General features: G+C 49.3%; 18 protein-coding genes and 2 rRNA genes. 6 read left to right on the top strand and 14 right to left on the bottom strand.

Annotated elements, in window-relative coordinates; all coding sequences use genetic code 11:
* Positions 1-3 precede the first annotated feature (3 nt).
* Entirely contained in the window at positions 4-879 is an 876-nt protein-coding gene (locus tag BLS58_RS16050) for a universal stress protein (RefSeq protein WP_090400015.1), read from the top strand.
* Between the two features lie 78 nt (positions 880-957).
* Positions 958-1,107: a hypothetical protein gene (locus BLS58_RS17720; protein ID WP_176764810.1), complete on the top strand. Its 150-nt coding sequence runs from the start codon at positions 958-960 to the stop codon at positions 1,105-1,107.
* Between the two features lie 208 nt (positions 1,108-1,315).
* On the opposite strand, the gene eutB is transcribed toward BLS58_RS17720, so the two are convergent.
* Positions 1,316-2,278 (bottom strand): hydroxyectoine utilization dehydratase EutB, encoded by a 963-nt coding sequence (eutB, locus tag BLS58_RS16045; RefSeq protein WP_245723218.1) that lies wholly within the window; start codon positions 2,276-2,278, stop codon positions 1,316-1,318.
* 185 nt (positions 2,279-2,463) lie between these two features.
* Between eutB and BLS58_RS16040 the strand changes: the two genes are divergently transcribed.
* Positions 2,464-3,408 (top strand): cyclodeaminase, encoded by a 945-nt coding sequence (locus tag BLS58_RS16040; RefSeq protein ID WP_090400012.1) that lies wholly within the window; start codon positions 2,464-2,466, stop codon positions 3,406-3,408.
* On the opposite strand, the gene BLS58_RS16035 is transcribed toward BLS58_RS16040, so the two are convergent.
* The gene (locus BLS58_RS16035) at positions 3,405-3,791 is read right to left on the bottom strand and encodes a hypothetical protein (protein ID WP_090400010.1); all 387 of its coding nucleotides are present in this window, start codon (positions 3,789-3,791) and stop codon (positions 3,405-3,407) included. The two genes, BLS58_RS16040 and BLS58_RS16035, sit on opposite strands and share 4 nt — an antisense overlap.
* Before the next feature lie 123 nt (positions 3,792-3,914).
* On the opposite strand from BLS58_RS16035, the gene BLS58_RS16030 reads away from it, so the two are divergent.
* Together BLS58_RS16030 and BLS58_RS16025 are read left to right on the top strand one after the other, a co-directional pair.
* Positions 3,915-4,886 (top strand): sugar kinase, encoded by a 972-nt coding sequence (locus tag BLS58_RS16030; RefSeq protein WP_090400008.1) that lies wholly within the window; start codon positions 3,915-3,917, stop codon positions 4,884-4,886.
* Between the two features lie 18 nt (positions 4,887-4,904).
* Complete coding sequence (locus tag BLS58_RS16025; RefSeq protein WP_090400006.1) at positions 4,905-5,537, top strand: bifunctional 4-hydroxy-2-oxoglutarate aldolase/2-dehydro-3-deoxy-phosphogluconate aldolase; 633 nt, start codon at positions 4,905-4,907, stop codon at positions 5,535-5,537.
* 198 nt (positions 5,538-5,735) lie between these two features.
* Here the strand turns inward: BLS58_RS16025 and BLS58_RS16020 are convergent, their stop codons facing one another.
* The 8 genes from BLS58_RS16020 to BLS58_RS15985 form a co-directional block, all read right to left on the bottom strand.
* Positions 5,736-6,596 (bottom strand): nuclease-related domain-containing protein, encoded by an 861-nt coding sequence (locus BLS58_RS16020; protein ID WP_143018942.1) that lies wholly within the window; start codon positions 6,594-6,596, stop codon positions 5,736-5,738.
* A 123-nt stretch (positions 6,597-6,719) separates the two neighbouring features.
* Positions 6,720-8,603 (bottom strand): PTS fructose transporter subunit IIABC, encoded by a 1,884-nt coding sequence (locus BLS58_RS16015; protein ID WP_090400000.1) that lies wholly within the window; start codon positions 8,601-8,603, stop codon positions 6,720-6,722.
* 11 nt (positions 8,604-8,614) lie between these two features.
* Complete coding sequence (gene pfkB / locus BLS58_RS16010) at positions 8,615-9,535, bottom strand: 1-phosphofructokinase (protein ID WP_090399998.1); 921 nt, start codon at positions 9,533-9,535, stop codon at positions 8,615-8,617.
* Positions 9,532-10,287 carry a DeoR/GlpR family DNA-binding transcription regulator gene (locus BLS58_RS16005; RefSeq protein WP_090399996.1) on the bottom strand — a complete coding sequence of 252 codons (756 nt, stop codon included), beginning with the start codon at positions 10,285-10,287 and terminating at the stop codon, positions 9,532-9,534. The genes pfkB and BLS58_RS16005 overlap by 4 nt, the downstream gene beginning before the upstream one ends.
* Before the next feature lie 120 nt (positions 10,288-10,407).
* The gene (locus BLS58_RS16000; protein ID WP_090399995.1) at positions 10,408-10,587 is read right to left on the bottom strand and encodes a hypothetical protein; all 180 of its coding nucleotides are present in this window, start codon (positions 10,585-10,587) and stop codon (positions 10,408-10,410) included.
* Positions 10,588-10,646: 59 nt separating this feature from the next.
* Positions 10,647-11,465: an SPL family radical SAM protein gene (locus BLS58_RS15995; RefSeq protein WP_090399992.1), complete on the bottom strand. Its 819-nt coding sequence runs from the start codon at positions 11,463-11,465 to the stop codon at positions 10,647-10,649.
* A complete protein-coding gene (locus BLS58_RS15990; RefSeq protein WP_090399990.1) occupies positions 11,443-11,958 on the bottom strand; it encodes a methylated-DNA--[protein]-cysteine S-methyltransferase in 516 nt (171 codons plus the stop codon). The genes BLS58_RS15995 and BLS58_RS15990 overlap by 23 nt, the downstream gene beginning before the upstream one ends.
* Positions 11,927-12,511, bottom strand: coding sequence for a bifunctional transcriptional activator/DNA repair enzyme AdaA (locus BLS58_RS15985; RefSeq protein ID WP_090399988.1), 585 nt, complete (start codon positions 12,509-12,511; stop codon positions 11,927-11,929). The genes BLS58_RS15990 and BLS58_RS15985 overlap by 32 nt, the downstream gene beginning before the upstream one ends.
* Before the next feature lie 91 nt (positions 12,512-12,602).
* Between BLS58_RS15985 and BLS58_RS15980 the strand changes: the two genes are divergently transcribed.
* Positions 12,603-13,505 carry a DNA-3-methyladenine glycosylase family protein gene (locus tag BLS58_RS15980; RefSeq protein ID WP_090399986.1) on the top strand — a complete coding sequence of 301 codons (903 nt, stop codon included), beginning with the start codon at positions 12,603-12,605 and terminating at the stop codon, positions 13,503-13,505.
* A gap of 40 nt (positions 13,506-13,545) precedes the next feature.
* On the opposite strand, the gene BLS58_RS15975 is transcribed toward BLS58_RS15980, so the two are convergent.
* From BLS58_RS15975 to BLS58_RS15960, 4 genes are all read right to left on the bottom strand, one after another.
* Positions 13,546-14,475, bottom strand: a complete 930-nt coding sequence (locus tag BLS58_RS15975) for a manganese-dependent inorganic pyrophosphatase (RefSeq protein ID WP_090399984.1) — start codon at positions 14,473-14,475, stop codon at positions 13,546-13,548.
* Positions 14,476-14,679: 204 nt separating this feature from the next.
* The gene (locus BLS58_RS15970; protein WP_090399981.1) at positions 14,680-16,464 is read right to left on the bottom strand and encodes an alpha/beta hydrolase family protein; all 1,785 of its coding nucleotides are present in this window, start codon (positions 16,462-16,464) and stop codon (positions 14,680-14,682) included.
* Between the two features lie 183 nt (positions 16,465-16,647).
* Positions 16,648-16,764, bottom strand: a 5S ribosomal RNA gene (gene rrf / locus BLS58_RS15965).
* 67 nt (positions 16,765-16,831) lie between these two features.
* Positions 16,832-16,952, bottom strand: a 23S ribosomal RNA gene (locus BLS58_RS15960); the annotation flags it as partial.

Below are 16,952 nucleotides of genomic sequence, written 5' to 3'. Positions count from 1 at the left end.
CGTATGTACAAACAGATCCTCGTCGCCTTTGATGGATCCGAACCCGCCGAGCAGGCATTAACAAAAGCGATTGATTTAGCGAAGCATTATGACGCCAGTTTGTTGATTGGTCATGTGATTGACACCCGTAATTTTCCGCAGGCGGCGAGCGCTTATCCACAGACATTATGGTCCGAAATGAAAGAAGATGCGGAACAAATGCTTGCACGTTGCCGGGAGAAAGCGGACGCCTCCGGGCTGGAAAACGTGCAAACGGTTATACAGTCCGGTAACCCTCGCGTTGAAATGCCGAAAAAATTGACCTCTGACTACTCCGTGGACTTATTAATCGTAGGCGAAAGCGGCAGAAACACGGTCGAACGTATGGTGATCGGCAGTGTCACGGAAGCATGTATGCGCCGAGCGCCTTGTGATGTTCTCACCGTTAAAAATGAGATGAATGCAACCCTGCATCAAGATATTCTCGTCGCAGTTGACGGCTCGGCCCAATCGGAGCAAGCATTGGAAAAGGCCATTCAGCTGGCCAGAACCCATCACTCCACGCTCACGATTACACATGTGGTGGAATGGGGCACTTTCGCCAAGGATATCGCTTTTTATCAGCAATCATACGAAGCAGAAGTGCGAGATAAGGCTAGGCAAATGCTTGAGACCTACAAGCTGCAAGCTGAAGACGCGGGGGTGCAAAATGTTCAAACCGTTTTACGAGCCGGTAACCCGCGCACGGAAATTCCCCGGGTCCTGCCTGTTGAATACGACATCGACCTCCTGATCACTGCCGAAACGGGACAAAACGCGGTAGAAAAAATTTTTACCGGTAGTGTGGCTGAAGCTTCCGTACGCCGCGCGACGTGTGATGTTTTTACGATTAAAAAATAACGTCTGTTTGTAAGTGTGTATCTCCTCCGCTATATGTTGGACATAATATGGGCAAGAAGGTTGAAAGGAGGAGATTGCATGATCGTCTATACGCATGCTCGTGAGCTTTTGGAGAAAGATCTCATCGAGCAGGAAAAAATCGATCAGGAAAATGCGCAGCAAGAACAAGAACAGGCACAGGCTCAACAAACGGAGGATCAAACATCTGAACAGCAGCAAGGTAAATAATTGCCCTAAGGAAGCCCCATGACGGTGGGCTTCCTTTGTTAATCGTCGCCCGCGCACCCCATCTTGGTTATTCTTACTTTTTGGGGGGCGCGGCAGACCGCCAGCGCACCCCATCTTGGTTATGCCTTCATTTTGGGGGGCGCTGGAGCTACTCGCGTACCCCATTTTAGTTACTTTTTCATTTTAAGGGGCGCTGGATGGCAGAATTTCACACACCATCCAAATAATCCCGCACAATCTCACTATGGCTCTCCACGTCAATCCCCGCTCCGGTAACGACAAGAGCGGCCGCCCCTTGTGGCTGGATCGTCCCATTCAACAGGGCGCCAACCCCCACCGCCGCCGCTCCTTCGACAACGAGGTGATGATACTTGTATAAAAAGGCCATCCCTTTGGCGATATCCGCTTCCGCCAGCCGCCTCCGCACGTCTACATACTTCTGAATGGCCGAAAACGTATACTGATTATCGAGCCCGATGCCTCCGAGCAAGCTATCGGCGTAGGTAGGGTGTTCGGGGATCTCGAGCGGTTTCCCGGCGGCGATACTTTCGTCCATGGTCGCGCCTTTTTCCACGCTGATGCCGGTGACGGTGATCGTCGGATCGGTATATTTTAACGCCATGCCAATGCCGGCAAGCAACCCGCCTCCTGACAACCCGGCTGCCACCGTTTCAACCTCCGGCAGCTCTTCCAGAATTTCAAGCGCGATCGTACCCTGCCCGGCGATGATTTCCGGATGATCGAAAGGCGGGACGACCGTCAATCCTTCGTTTTGGCTGCGCTCGTGACAAGCTTCCCCCGCTTCGTCCTGGCTTTTTCCAGTGACTACCAACTCCGCGCCGCTGTCGCGCAAGGCAGCTTTTTTTCCCTCCGGAACCGATTCAGATACGAAAATGACTGCGCGCATGCCTAGCCGATTAGCCGCATACGCAACCGCCAACCCGTGATTCCCTGTTGAAAAAGTGCTGACGCCCCGATTTTTTTCTTCCTTGGTTAAGGATAATAAAAAATTAAACGCTCCTCGCAGTTTGAACGAACGACTCGGCTGCATCGTTTCCAATTTCAGGTAGATGGGCACACCGCTGTGCTCCGAAAGAATCGGACTTTCGATGAGCGGCGTTTTCTCCAAGTGATCGCGCAGACGGTGGCGCGCCTTCCAAACGGAACGCATCATAATCCTCTCCTTTGGTCATATATTTTCGCAGATAAGAAGGTATAACTTTCTTATCTTGCATAAGTGCAACTAAGGCTTTCGCCATACTTGGCGAAAAGCCAAGTTTTCTAATTTCTAGTTGTATTTTTCCGATTAATGATCGCCCAAAACGGAAAAAGGATAACAAAAGGAGCGTGAAACGTATGGACATTTATAAGGAAGAAGATATTCGCCAACATGTATCGATTTCAAAAGCAGCCTTAACGAAAATTGAAGAAGCTTTTCGCCACCTTTACAAAGGCGGCGTCTCTCAACCGCCGGTCATCCACGTAGATGTCCCCGAGTACAACGGGGAAGCGGATATTAAAACCGCTTATATTCCCGGATTTGACACGTTTGCGATTAAAGTGTCCGCCGGCTTTTTTTACAATCCGCAAAAAGGACTGCCGAGCCTCGGCGGACTTATGCTCGCGATGGCGTCGGAAACGGGCGTGCCCCGCGCCTTGCTTCAGGATAACGGCTATCTGACTGATGTGCGCACAGCGCTTGCCGGGGCGATTGCTGCCGATCAACTCGCAGCCAAAGATATTGCAAGTGTCGGTGTCATCGGCACGGGCTTGCAGGCGCGTCTGCAAGTGGAAGCTTTGCAACTCGTTCGCTCTTTCCATGAAGTTCATGTGTATGGGCGCACACCTGAAAATGTGAAAAAATACCAACAAGAAATGGAAGAAAAATACGATCTAACCGTCCGTTTGGCGGAAAGCGCCGAAGAAGTCGTGCGCGGCAATGATCTCGTCGTCACGACCACGCCGGCACAAGAGCCGCTGATTGAAGCGGATTGGCTCCACGACGGGCTGCATATTACGGCGATGGGTTCTGACGCGGCAGGAAAACAGGAATTGTCGCCGGATATTTTTTCAAAAGCGGATCTCGTTGTCGGCGATTTGGCCTCCCAAGTTTTTTCAATCGGTGAACTTCAACATGCCAAAGACGTGAATGAAAATGACATCACCGAACTCGGCAAAATTTTAAGCGGCGACGCTTCCGGCCGCACGAAAGACCAACAAGTGACAGTGGCGGATCTCACCGGCACAGGCGTGCAGGATACCGCCATTGCCAATTATGCTTTGGAACAAATGCGACGTTAGGCACGCTTTTGCTTGAGAACGATAATGAAAAATAAAACGTAGCTCGCGATTAACACCGTTCCACCGCCGATATAGGTGATCAGGGTGACCGGTTCCGGCAGTCCTTCCAGGGCGCCGGCAAGGTGCACCCACATCCCGAGCACCAAAAAGGTTGTCCCAATCATGCCCGTCCACGTCTGCCAGTTCGCCAATCCCTTCGAAACCGTGAAAAGCTGATAATAGATGCCCCAACTAAACAGGGACAACCAGCCCACAACAAGGGCGTGGGCATGCACGGGGCGCAGGGCGGGCGATCCCGCCCCGGCCATATGGCCTCCCAGTCCCACGCCCAATAACCCGAAGATAGCGGCGAGTACCATTAAGCGTTTTGTATAGAGATTCATTTTATAAAAGCTCCTTTCTCTAATGAGATGGTATCAAAACTGGCGGGAATTCGATAGTCTTGCGAACAGGTGGGTAGTGGTTTATGCTTAAATTGCGGGAATTTACATACACGGGAGGCAAGCATGAATACAGAAGTCATAACACTCGGAGAAACGATGGTGATCCTGGAAGCGACGGATACAGGTCCATTAAGATACACGAGTTATTTTCAAAAACGCCACGGCGGGGCAGAATCCAATTTTGCCATCGGAATTCAGAAACTTGGCCACACTTCAACGTGGGTGAGCAAAGTCGGTGAAGATGAACTCGGTGAATACTTATTGCACGCCATCCGCGGGGAAGGGGTGCGCACCGAATTCGTCACTACGGATACTAACGCGCCGACAGGCTTGTATTTTAAAGAAAAAAGACGACCGGGACAAAATAACGTCTATTATTACCGTGTCGGTTCGGCAGCGAGCAGATTATCGCCGGACGACCTTGGGGGCGAGTTATTTTCCGGCGGGAACGTCCTACATTTAACGGGGATTACACCTTTCCTGAGTGAAAGTTGTGATCAAGCGGTTGATCATGCCATTGAGAAGGCTCGGGAGCAGGGACTGCTGGTTTCTTTTGACCCTAATTTGCGCTTTAAATTGATGACATCATACGGTGAAGAGCGGGCACGGGAACGAATCCGGACGCTCGCTGCCAAGTCCGATCTTTTTTTACCAGGCCTTGATGAAGCGGAATGGCTATACGACGGGCTCCGGGATGAGCAAAGAATCGCCGCGCGGGCACAAAGAGACGGGGCTAAAGACATCGTCATCAAAAATGGAAGCAGCCATTCTTTTTACGCCGATCGCTATGGAAAAGAAGGTCGTGTTGCCAGTTATGCCGTGGAGCAGGTGGTGGACCCGATCGGTGCCGGAGATGGTTTTGCCGCAGGCGTCGTCTCGGGATGGCTCGAAGGCGCGTCTTTTGAAGAAGCGGTTCGTTTAGGTTCGGCCGTCGGGGCGCTCGTCGTCAGCTCGCCCGGCGATATTGAAGGACTGCCGACACGGGCGGAAGTAGAAGCGTTCACAGGAAAAACAACGACAGATGTCAGTCGCTAAAAGGAGAAACGATCACTTATGAAACCGAAGTTGCCACAATTACTCGAATCCGGCGTCGTCGCCGTTATGCGCCGCTTGCCGGGCGAACATATTCATTCGATTGCTGATGCCCTGGTGGCCGGCGGTGTAACCGGCCTTGAAGTCACCGTTGACTCGGATGACGCTTTTGCTGCGATCCGCGAGCTCCGGGAGCGGTTGGGTGATAGTGCGGTTGTTGGCGCCGGCACCGTGTTGGATGAGGAAACCGCGGTACAAGCCATTCAAGCAGGGGCTCAGTTTATTTTCGCGCCCACCCTTGACCGCGGAACCATTGAAGCGAGCAACCGTTATAATACGATCGTCATCCCCGGTATTTTCACCCCCACCGAGGCCTTGCAGGCAAAAAACTGGGGCGCCGATCTTGTAAAAGTGTTCCCCGCCGATGCCGTCGGCCCGGCGTTTATAAAAGCATTGCAAGGACCACTCGGGCACATCCCGATGATGCCCACGGGAGGCATAGACCTCGACAACATCGCCGACTACATGCAAGCAGGAGCCGTTGCCGTCGGCGCGGGCGGATCCTTGCTGGATAAAAAGCTGATCGCTGCGCAGGATTGGGCCGGTTTAACCTCGCGCGCGAGGAAATTCGTCGCGGAGGCGCGGCTGCGGTAGGCTGTAGAGTGGCTGCACGACCGGGCAGGGGCAGCCAGCACACCCCATTTTGATCAGTTTTCCAATATGGGGGCCGCTAGAACCTCCAGCGCCCCCCATATTGGATAAATCTCTATTTTGGGGGCCGCTGGATCCGCCAGCACACCCCATTTTCGGCATTCTTTATTTTTGGGGGTCGCGGGAATGAATATGCTGAACTCATTCAGTATAGTATGCATACCGCCCATTTCTGACGAGTTTAAACCGCTCGTCGAGAGCTCTCGCTATTGTTTTCTTATCACATTGCATCGCGCACCATTCATAAATGACTGGAGTGGTAACTTTGCTATCCGGAAAAAGGGCATTGTATTCCTCCGCACTCCTGATGATCGCGGGTTTAACATTTTCGACGTGGCCGCAGTGGTCGCAAGCAAAGGTTTTTCCTCCACGGACCATCATGACACCACACCTCACACAAACCACCCCCTTCTCCAATCGATCAAAATCATAATCAGGAAGCTCGGTATGATGGGACTTCTCTTCATGCAAGGAAACGAGCCGTTCAGCCAGATGTTCATGTTTGCGATTGATCTTCGCTGGTTCGCGGTTCAATTTATTCATATAGCGTTGCAGTTGGGATGAAAAAACAGCCGGTAAGTTGGGAGAAGCGTTGTACAGCATAAATGCAGGGTTGATGAAAATAAGGAGAGGCTCAATCGGGAGGAAATTCATCTTGAGGCTTTGAAGTAACTGGCGTAGGAGGTAGTCGCTCCGTTTTAACTGCAGCAATGGATCGTTGACTTCTTTACCGGACATCACATACCACTTGTCATATTCAGTATAATAGTCACCTTCATAGTATTTCACATTAAAAAGATAGATCTTGTTTGAAAAAATAAGCAGCGTATCAATTTGAAAAAGCTGCTGTTTATGTTTGAGCAACAAATCATTGACGATGAGACAATCATTCGTGAGGTCTTCCAGCCAAATATCCAGCTGCTGTTCGCCTGCAAAGCCTTTTTCCTGGTTTAAATAATGCTGTTTATCCGGAAGGGTCATTCGGGGTTTCAATAGTCGCAAAATTTTTAATTCAATGGTACTTCGCGTAATTTTACTATCATGGCACACTTCCTTTCATTAATTTCTTTATAGTATACCAGAAAGACAGAACCCGCGCACTTACTGCGCGGGCTCTTCTCTCTCTTATTCCAATGTTTTCTTCCAAAATCCCAGCATTAATCCCGTAACAATCGCGCCGACCACGATCGCGATGATATAGCCCACTGTATTCGTTACTGCCGGGGTCGCCATGGTGATCAGGCCGCCGTGTCCGGCTTGCAGCGTTACACCGAAAAGCAGGGAAAGCCCTCCGGCAACGGAGGATCCAACAATAGCGGAAGGGAGCACTCGCCCCGGGTCCGCTGCGGCAAACGGTATCGCCCCTTCGGTGACGAAGAATGAGCCTAAAATATAATTGGTTCGGCCCGAATCTCGTTGTTCAACGGTAAATTTATTTTTAAAGATAGTGGTTGCCAGTGCAATGCCGAGTGGCGGAACCATCCCGCCGGCCATAACCGCAGCATGGGGCCCGAACTGACCGGCATCGATCATGGCAAGGCCAAAGGTGAAAGCGGCTTTATTAACGGGACCACCTAAGTCCACCGCCATCATCCCGCCGAGGATCACCCCGAGAATGGCAATGTTCTCGGCTTGCATGCCATCCAACCAATTCTGGAGGAATAATGTAAAGGCAGCGAGCGGTTCAATAAGCACGAAGTGCATGATGATCCCGATGACAAAAATACTGATTAAGGGGTAAAAAAGGATCGTTTTAATGCCGTCAAATGTCGCCGGAAGTCCGGAAAATAATTTTTTCAACCCTAAAATCAGATATCCGGCGAGGAATCCGGCAATGATCCCGCCGATAAAACCGGCGTCTCCCGTTGTTGCCATAAAACCGCCGACCATGCCGGGAGCCAAACCGGGACGGTCCGCGATACTCATCGCGATAAAACCGGCGAGCACAGCGACCATTAGCCCAAAGGCATGCTCGCCGCCAATGGCATCAAGGGCAGCGGCAAATGCATTATAATCCGATGATTCGGGATCGGCCGCATCAACGCCGAAGAAAAACGACAAGGCAATCAAGATTCCGCCGCCAACGACAAACGGCAGCATGTGTGAGACGCCGTTCATTAAATGCTTGTAAAATCCGAAACCGCCGCCTCCACCACTGGAGCTTGCGGTAGATTCACCGCCGCTTCCGCCGGAGCCCTTATGAACGGGTGCATCTTTGCTCATGGCCCGATCAAACAGCGAGGCAGCATTGCGAATACCATCACCGACGCTCGCTTGAATAAGCGGCTTCCCGTCGAAACGGTCGGTCTCTACTTTTGTGTCAGCGGCGATGATGATCGCGTCCGCAGCAGCGATTTCTTCTGCGGTAAGGGGATTTTTTACCCCGTCAGAGCCATTCGTTTCCACTTTAATGCTGATGTTTCGATTTTTACCTTCATCCTTTAACCCGTCAGCAGCCATATAGGTATGAGCGATACCCGTTGGACAACCGGTAACTCCCAATAAACGGGGAGATTTACTTTCCTCTGAACTTTCTTCTTCGCTCCCGAGCTTCTCTTTTTCCTTCTCATCAATGGCCGACAAAATCGCTTCTTTCGATTTCGCTTCCAGCAACTGTTTACGGAACGATTCATCCATGAGCAGCGTCGACAAACGCGACAACGTATGCAAATGATCCTGATGCGCGCCCTCGCTTGCGGCGATCATGAAAAAAAGATGCGACGGCTGCCCGTCAAGTGAATCGTAATCAATGCCCGCTTCTGAGCGGCCAAAAACAATCGAAGGTGTTTTCACAGCGCTCGTTTTCGCGTGCGGAATGGCAACCCCTTCGCCGATACCCGTGCTGCTTTCTGACTCGCGCTTATCGATTTCCGCTTTGAATGCATCACGGTCGGATAAATAACCGTTCTCGTCGAGTTTGGATGTTAACTCCTCAATAACATCGTTCTTGGAGTTAGCTGCCAGATTTAAAATCATCGTCTCTGCACGTAACAATTCAGTGATTTTCACAATGCTCCCCCCTAGATATTTATCCGCTCACATTGCATGTTGTTGCTATAACGATCCACTTCCGCTTTCGTGCAAAATCCTTCGGAGAACGCACTCGCACTCCCCGCGGCCACCGCATAGATAGCCGCTTCCTTCGGATCATTCGTTTTTTCATATTTTGCAAGAAAACCCGCGACCGTCGAGTCGCCCGCCCCTACAGAGTTGACGAGTGTTCCCCGGGGAGGTTGAATATGAACGATCTCTTCCTCGTGTATATAAAGAACTCCCTGACTGGCCATGGAAACGAGCACATGGGGTACGCTATATTCAGTTTGCAGCTTTTTCCCATAAAAAGCTGCTTGTTCCGGCGATGCAATCGGAACATTATAGAGTTCTGCAAGCTCATGATGGTTCGGTTTAATAAAAAATGGCCGCGCGCGCAATGCCTCAAATAGGGCATCGCCATTTGTATCGAGGAAACAGCGAATATCTTTGGGTACCCATGTGTGGATAATGTCATAATACGTGCCGGGAGACACTGTTTCCGGTAAGCTTCCTGCCAGAATGAGCGTATCTCCTTTCTTCAACAACGCGAGTTTTTCTTTTAACGCGCCCATATTTGCGGCAGAAATGTGCGTAGACTGTCCGTTAATCTCGGTTTCTTCCAATGTTTTCAGTTTAATGTTCAAGCGGGTGTCTCCAGCAACGGAAACAAAATCGGTACGAATGTTCTCCGCCGCAAGGGAGTCTTCTATAAAACGCCCTGTGAAACCACCGACAAAGCCAAGGGCTGTATTATCCTGCCCGAGACGATTGAGCACCCTGGACACATTGATCCCTTTGCCTCCCGGATACTTCACATCGGTTTCCGATCGATTGATCCGGCCCAATTCAAAATCCGAGACTCGTACGATATAATCCACCGCCGGATTAAGCGTTAATGTATAGATCACATTTTCACAGTCCTTACTTCTGTATATTCTTGATAACGTTCTCGATCTGGATCACCCGCTCCATCGGATGTAATCATGGCTGCGTCTGCAAGGTCAGCCACTTTCGCGAATGCTACCTCCCCAAGCTTGGAATGATCGGCGAGTATAAATGACTGGGTTCCGAGCTGAAGAACGGTTTCTTTTACAATCGCTTCCTCAGGATCCGGCGTTGTGTAACCATGGCGCTCGTGCACACCATTCATGCCGAGAAAACAATAATCAAAACGGTATGCCGACAGAGCCCTCACCACTTTCGAGCCGATAAGTGCAGCAGTTTCGCTTTTTACTCTGCCGCCGGTAATATACGTTTCAATGCCATAGTCAATCAGCCGCTGCACATGCTGCGTCCCGTTGGTCACAACGATAATTTCCTTATCGGCCAGAAAAGGAACCATCTCGATCGTTGTCGTCCCGGCATCGAGAAAAATACAATCTTTATTCTGAACGAGCCCGGCAGCATATCTGGCGATCGTTACCTTCTCTTCTCTGTTTTGAGGCATCTTCTCCTCGATCGTCGGCTCTTCTTTTCGCCTTTTCACGAGGGAAGCACCCCCGTGGACTCTCTTGAGCTGTTGTTCTTTTTCCAACTCTATTAAATCCCTGCGAATAGTGGATTCTGACGCACGCGTCTTATCGATGAATTGCTGAATCGTGACGTTTTCTTTATCCCGCAACAACTGAAGGATCGCTTCCTGTCGTTCTACGTTTAACATGACATCCCTCACCATCTTCGTAAGCGTTTACAGGCATTTTACATTCACGTTCATTCAATGTCAATCAAAAAAAATCATTTTCATTCAATAAAAACCCGCGTGCACCGCACGCGGGTTTTATCAATATGGGCGATTCGTATCCCGGATCACGTTTAACATCGTTTGCAGACTTTGCTCCATTTGTTCATGGCATAGCTGCAGAAGCTTCGTTAAGTCTCCGTTATCGGCATTCTGTAATGCTTGATAGTAGTCCTGACGATGTTCATTCTTTATAACAAGTGGCGGGTAGCCTGATCGCATCACGGCCCCCAAAGTCCAATAAAATCACCCCTTATCGATTACTGTGTTTACTACCTTCCCTACGGCATAAACCCCTCTCGACTCACATGGATTTGCTCCTCGGAAAAGACGCGTCGAAACCGTTTGATGAGCTTTTGATAGGTAATGGGCTCGTACCACTTTTCCAGACCCAGCTCTTCATATTTTCCCCTGATGCCCAAGTTCTCGGTGCGCCGACCTCCACTGCCATCGCCCATAAAATAGTCATCGATGCAGATGCGGTCGACGTATGCCTTCAATAAATCCGGAAACTCCCGGCTGCTCGGCAAAAGCGGAGCAATGGTAGCCTGGGTGGGAACGCCCGCTTTCCTCAATAACTGCAACGTTTTTAAACGTCCGCGAATCGCCGGTGCGTCCGGCGTGAAATGCTTGCGTATATCCTCGCGATCGGTCTCGATCGTCATGCTGACGCGAATGCGATCTTCCATCTGCAAAAATAAGTCAATATCCCTGCGTGCCATCGGACTTCTCGTTTGCACGAAAAGAAAGTCCGGCGGATGTTCGACCATAACTTCCAGCAACGACCGCGTGATCCGCTCCTCATGCTCCACCGGTTGGTAAAGATCGGTGCTGGAGGACATAAAAATGGTGACCTCCCCTTTGGATTTGGCGCGTTTAAGCTCCTTTTGCAAAAGGTCCGCCGCCCCTTTTTTGACATCAACCCACGTGCCCCATTCGCCATCACGGAATGTGGAAACGGGCATCTGCCGGACATAACAAAAAGAACAGCCGTAAGCACAGCCCGTATAAGGGTTTAACGAATGGGTGTAGCCGGATAAAAACCCGGTGCCTTTATTTAGAAGCGTTTTCGGGTATTTATAGAGCAGTTCGCTTGGCATTGCGCTCCATCTCCAATAAAAGCTTTTTCATTTCTAACCCGCCCCGGTAACCTGTCAAAGAACCATCCTTCCCGATCACACGGTGGCACGGTTTGGCTATTAACACCGGGTTCGAGCCGATAGCAGAAGCTACCGCCCTTATCGCTTTCGGTCTCCCGAGCTGTTCGGCAACCTGCGAATACGTCGAGGTTTCACCGTAACCAATCGTCTCCAGCGTCTCCCAAACGTCACGCTGAAACGCTGTTCCATGCAGATCGACAGGCTGCGAAAATGTCTCACGGTCTCCGTCGAGGTATTCAGCCAACTCTCTTTTATAAAAACTTAAATTATCCGCAACAAGCTCATACTCTCCCAGCGTCCGATCCGCCCATTTTTTCACCTCTTCAAGAGGACCATTCGGGGACCCGATAAAACAAAGTCCCTTTTCCGTAGCCGCCAGATAAAATCTCCAATCCTCATGCTCAACGGTCGTCCAATAAATGCGACGCTTCATGCGCTTCACCCCTTTTTTCTTCCCGGAAGTTTTCAGGCGTTTGCTTCATTCTTGCTTTAAACATTGTGATAAAATAAGATGAATTCGGAAGGCCAACGGCAGAACCAATGTCCCTGATTGACATATCAGTGTGCCGGAGATAATCGCCCGCCCGTTCCAGACGGGTCCTTTGTATATATTCGTTTGGGGTGATTCCCGCGACCCTTTTAAATGTTCGCTGCAAGTGATACGGACTGCCATGGGTGGCTTTCGCGAGAATAGCAAGCGACAGCGGTTCCTGATAATGGGCATCGATCCACTCCATAATCTGTGTGACCCATTCTTCATCCGGCAAGCGCAAGCCATCCGGTTTGCAACGTTTGCACGGGCGGAAGTTCGCTGTTTGCGCCTGGTACGCATTTTTGAATATGTGGATGTTCTCTTTATTCGGAACTTTCGATTTGCAGGAAGGCTTGCAAAAAATCCCTGTCGTTTTGACCCCGTAAAAAAAGAGATCATCATAAGTGGCATCATTATCGACAATCGCGGTCCAATACTTATCTGCAAGTCTCATCTCGTCACCTCATATATAATTATAACCGCTAAAACCTGCCATTTAAATATTTGACGATTATAAAAGCAAGATATCGAAACGAGGGATATCCATGCACTGGGAAGATCACCACGAGATTCTACGAATCTTTGCACCGCAAGCATTCAGTTTCAAAGAAAACATCGACTACCTGTCACGATCAACCGATGAATGTATGTTTGCCATCAAAGATGAAAAGATTTATCGGGCATTGGCACTAGAAAATAACACCACCGTTCTCATTGAAATCAGCGCGGAAAACGACCGGATACTCGAGGTCCGCTTTTTGTCAGGAACCACACCGGAAAATAAAGCTGGCCGGGCTGAAGTCGCCCGTTATGTTCGGGAGTGGTTCGACATGGACACGGACCTGGAGCCGTTTTATCAACTCGCTGAAAATGATCCATTATTGCACGAGCCGACGAGCAAATTTTACGGGCTGAGGAATGTGGGACTTCCCGATTTATTCGAAGCCTTGGCGTGGGGGATTTTAGGCCAGCAGATCAACCTTTCTTTCGCCTATACGCTTAAACGCCGTTTTGTGGAATCATTCGGGGAGAAGGTGGAAGGCTATTGGCTTTTCCCGCGACCGGAAAGAATCGCGAGCCTAAACGTTCAAGATTTGGCCGATTTAAAAATGACGAGGAAAAAATCCGAATACCTTATCGGCGTAGCCCAACTTATCGCCAACGGAGAGTTATCCAAGGAAAAATTACTCGAGGTAGATTTTAAAACAGCGGAAAAGATGCTCGTTAACATTCGCGGCATCGGCCCCTGGACAGCTCATTACGTATTGGCACGTTGTCTGGGCTTTCCTTCAGCTTTTCCCATCGATGATGTCGGTTTGCAAAACGCCATCAAATTGATGCTCGGTTATGAGCAAAAGCCGACAAAAGAGGAAATCCTCCACTACGCCAAGAACTGGTCAGGCTGGGAAACATACGCAACGTTTTACTTGTGGCGAATCCTTTACTAAACAGAGAGCTGCCCAACACTAAAGGGCAGCTCTCGTCTTCTCAGGAAAATTCTTTCACAAGCACGGGCGCAATTTGTTTTTTACGGGAGACGACATCTTTTAACACGGCAGTGTCATCATCAAGCTTTACGTTAAAAGCACGTTCGACTTTTTCGTTTTCATTGCCGCCGGCAATAATGGTGGAATCATTATTTAAAATATCGGTGATGACCAGCAAGAAAAATGATAGTTGTTTTTCCTGAATGATTTCATCCATTCTCTCGGTAATTGCTTGTTTCTTTTCAAGAACGTCCGCGACATCAACAGTATTGACTTGGGCGATTTCCAATTGGTCGTTTCCGACTTCAAAGATTTTGGCATCCATCGTCAACAACTCGTCGATGGTTTTGCCACTCGTGTCAGCACCTGCCTTGAGCATCTCCATTCCATATGCTTCCGTATCCACACCGGCAATATTGGCAAGCTCAAGGGCAGATTTAATATCTTCATCGGTGCAGGTGGGTGATTTGAACAACAACGAATCGGAAAGGATTGCTGACAGCATCAGACCCGCCAGATCTTTCGGAATGTCGATATGGCTCTCTCTGAATAATTTCAGCAAGATCGTGGCCGTGCACCCGACCGGTTCAGCCCGATAATAAAGAGGGTCCCTCGTTTCGAAGTTGGCAATGCGGTGATGATCGATCACTTCGATAATCTTGAAGTTTTCAATATCGTCTATACTTTGTTGCCGTTCATTATGATCAACGAGGATCACTTCCTCGACATCCTGCTTCGCCTCATCATCTGCCAGAGCAGGCGCTTCCACGTTAAAGTAATCGAGAGCATACGCGGTTTCTTTATTCACCTCACCCAGCCGCACGGGATAAGCGTCAAATCCTTGTTTATTTTTCAAATAGGCATAAACGATCGCCGAAGAAACCGAATCGGTATCCGGGCTTTTATGACCGGTTACGAGCACTTTGGACACTGTAATAACCTCCTGATATTCCCTTGTTTCATTTGAAGATTTTGGTCAATATTTTGGTCGACATTTTGCGAGTTATCCTTCTACAGAAGAATAACATCTATCTCTTTGCTGGACAATATTTCGTGTTTTTAAACGGAGGTTAACCCGAAAATTTTGCAATAGTCTTCTAACGTTTATTGGATTAAATAAACGTTTGTTTAACCATCATAAATGAACATCCAGAAACTCGGCCATTTTTGTGTACGCCTCGATTTTATTTTGTAGTTTCACGATCCCGTGACCTTCATCTTCAAATCGGACATATTCAACCGGATGATCCCTGGCTTTTAATTCATCGATCATTTGCTCGGTTTCGGCGATAGGTACACGGGGATCGTTGGCTCCATGGGAGACAAGAAGTGGTGCTGTAACATGTTCTGTATAGTGAATCGGATCAATCGCATCAAAAAATGCGCCATCTTCTTCTATCGTTCCATACTCACTTTCCCGAAGTTTTCTCCGCCAGGGGCCGGTATTCTCCAAAAACGTACGGAAGCTGGAGATGCCGACAAGGTCAATACCGATAGCAAACACATCGGGATAATGGGTCACTGCGGCAAGCACCATGAATCCCCCGTAACTGCGTCCCATAACGGCCACTCTATCCGCATTGACTTCCGGTTCTTTTTTCAAGGCAGCGGCAATTTCAACCAAGTCCTGGACGGAATCCATACGTCTGCGAACATCATCAAGATGGATATATGTGCGCCCGTAGCCACGACTGCCGCGCACATTGGGCGCACAGACGATATACCCGAGATTGACTAAACACTGAATAACGGGATGGTACTCTGCTTTTGTCTGGCTCTCAGGTCCGCCGTGCACCCAGAAAGCCACCGGAGCAGGTTCTTTAAGGTGTCTAGGTTTGTAAAGGAATGAAGGCACTTCAAGCTCATCAAACGAGCGGATCTGGTAAATAGATGGCTCAATGAGTCGGGATTCAAAAGCTGCTGATGTCGACGTGCAGTGGAGACGAGTGATATTCAGGGTTGCTGTTTCCAATATCCAGATATCAGCGGGGGAAGCAGGACCATTAAAAATAAACCCGAGCTTTTCTCCGGTATGGTTAAATGTCAACTCTGCGATCGTGCCAATACCTACTTGCCAATCTTCGTAGGTTTGGGTCTTTAAATCGTACAACCAGCCACGATAAATACCGGCTTCATTCGTCGTATACGCAAGCTGTGTCCCCGCCTCATTCATAACTAAGTTCTCGACATCCCATTCATGGCGACAGAGCCACTGCAAGGCATACGTCTGCATATCGATCATTGCTACCGCCTTAAATTCACGTTGCCGGTTGCTGAGGATATATAGCGCCTCGCCATCTTTACTAAAAATCGGGCGATTATAGGACGTGGACTCAGCTTCGGGCGTAAACCAATCGATATGCCCGCTTTCTATATGTAATAACCCCAAGCGGCTATATAGATTTGTAAAATGTTCCTGCACGAGCAACCGACGACCGTCGGGATGCCAGCTCATAATACTGTAATTGGAATTACCTTCAAAAATCTTGCGTATGTCACCATTTTCAATATTAGCGATATAAAGGTCATAGTAAGCTTTGTGACGCTCGTTACTTGCCCACGCGATATAACGGCCATCTGCAGACGGACCGCCATATTTATAGATGGCGTCATCAACAGGTGTGAGACGGTGAACCGATTCTTCCTCAGCAATCAAATAAAGCTGTTTACGCTCATTACCCCTGGCATCCATCCCGATAACACGCTTGGCCGACCCTGGTATATACGTGACGAACATCACGCGATCTTCTGTTTTTAACACTTGCTGCTTAAGCCCGGTATTAAAATCGTACGACCATAACTGCGGAATCCCTGTCTCGTCATCGGTAATATAAGATAGACGATCACCATTCGGGTGAAAAACAGGATCGGAAACAGATGCTACGTGTAAATAATCACTGACCTGCTTGCTAATGGACATTGCTGAACCACTCCTGAATGATTTTATTCCATTATACAATATTTTCGGCTATCTTAAAGCAGGGGGGTGGATAGGTTGGCGGCGGAATCTGGCGCTTTCCACAGATATTCTGGCGCTTTGGTGTTTTGGACAAAAAATACCCGCACATTCCATTAACGGGAACATGCGGGTATTTTTTCTATCGCCAGGCGACGTCCTACGCTCTCAGGGCGTTTCCGCCCAAATACCATCGGCGCTGAAGAGCTTAACTTCCGTGTTCGGCATGGGAACGGGTGTGACCTCTTCGCTGTCGCCACCTGACCTGTTGAGCATCATTCGCTCAAAACTAAATAACGCGTGCTTGAATCACCGGGTCGCTCCATCCTGTGTGGATAAACCGCTCGACCGATTAGTATCTGTCAGCTTCACGTGTCACCACGCGTCCACACCAGACCTATCTACCTTATCGTCTTTAAGGGGTCTATACGGGAAATCTCATCTCGAGGGGG

The organism is Natribacillus halophilus (assembly GCF_900100185.1).
In the GTDB taxonomy this organism is placed as follows: domain Bacteria; phylum Bacillota; class Bacilli; order Bacillales; family Marinococcaceae; genus Natribacillus; species Natribacillus halophilus.
The sequence above is the reverse complement of the archived record's forward strand: the minus strand, read 5'-3'. Positions and strand labels throughout refer to the sequence as shown.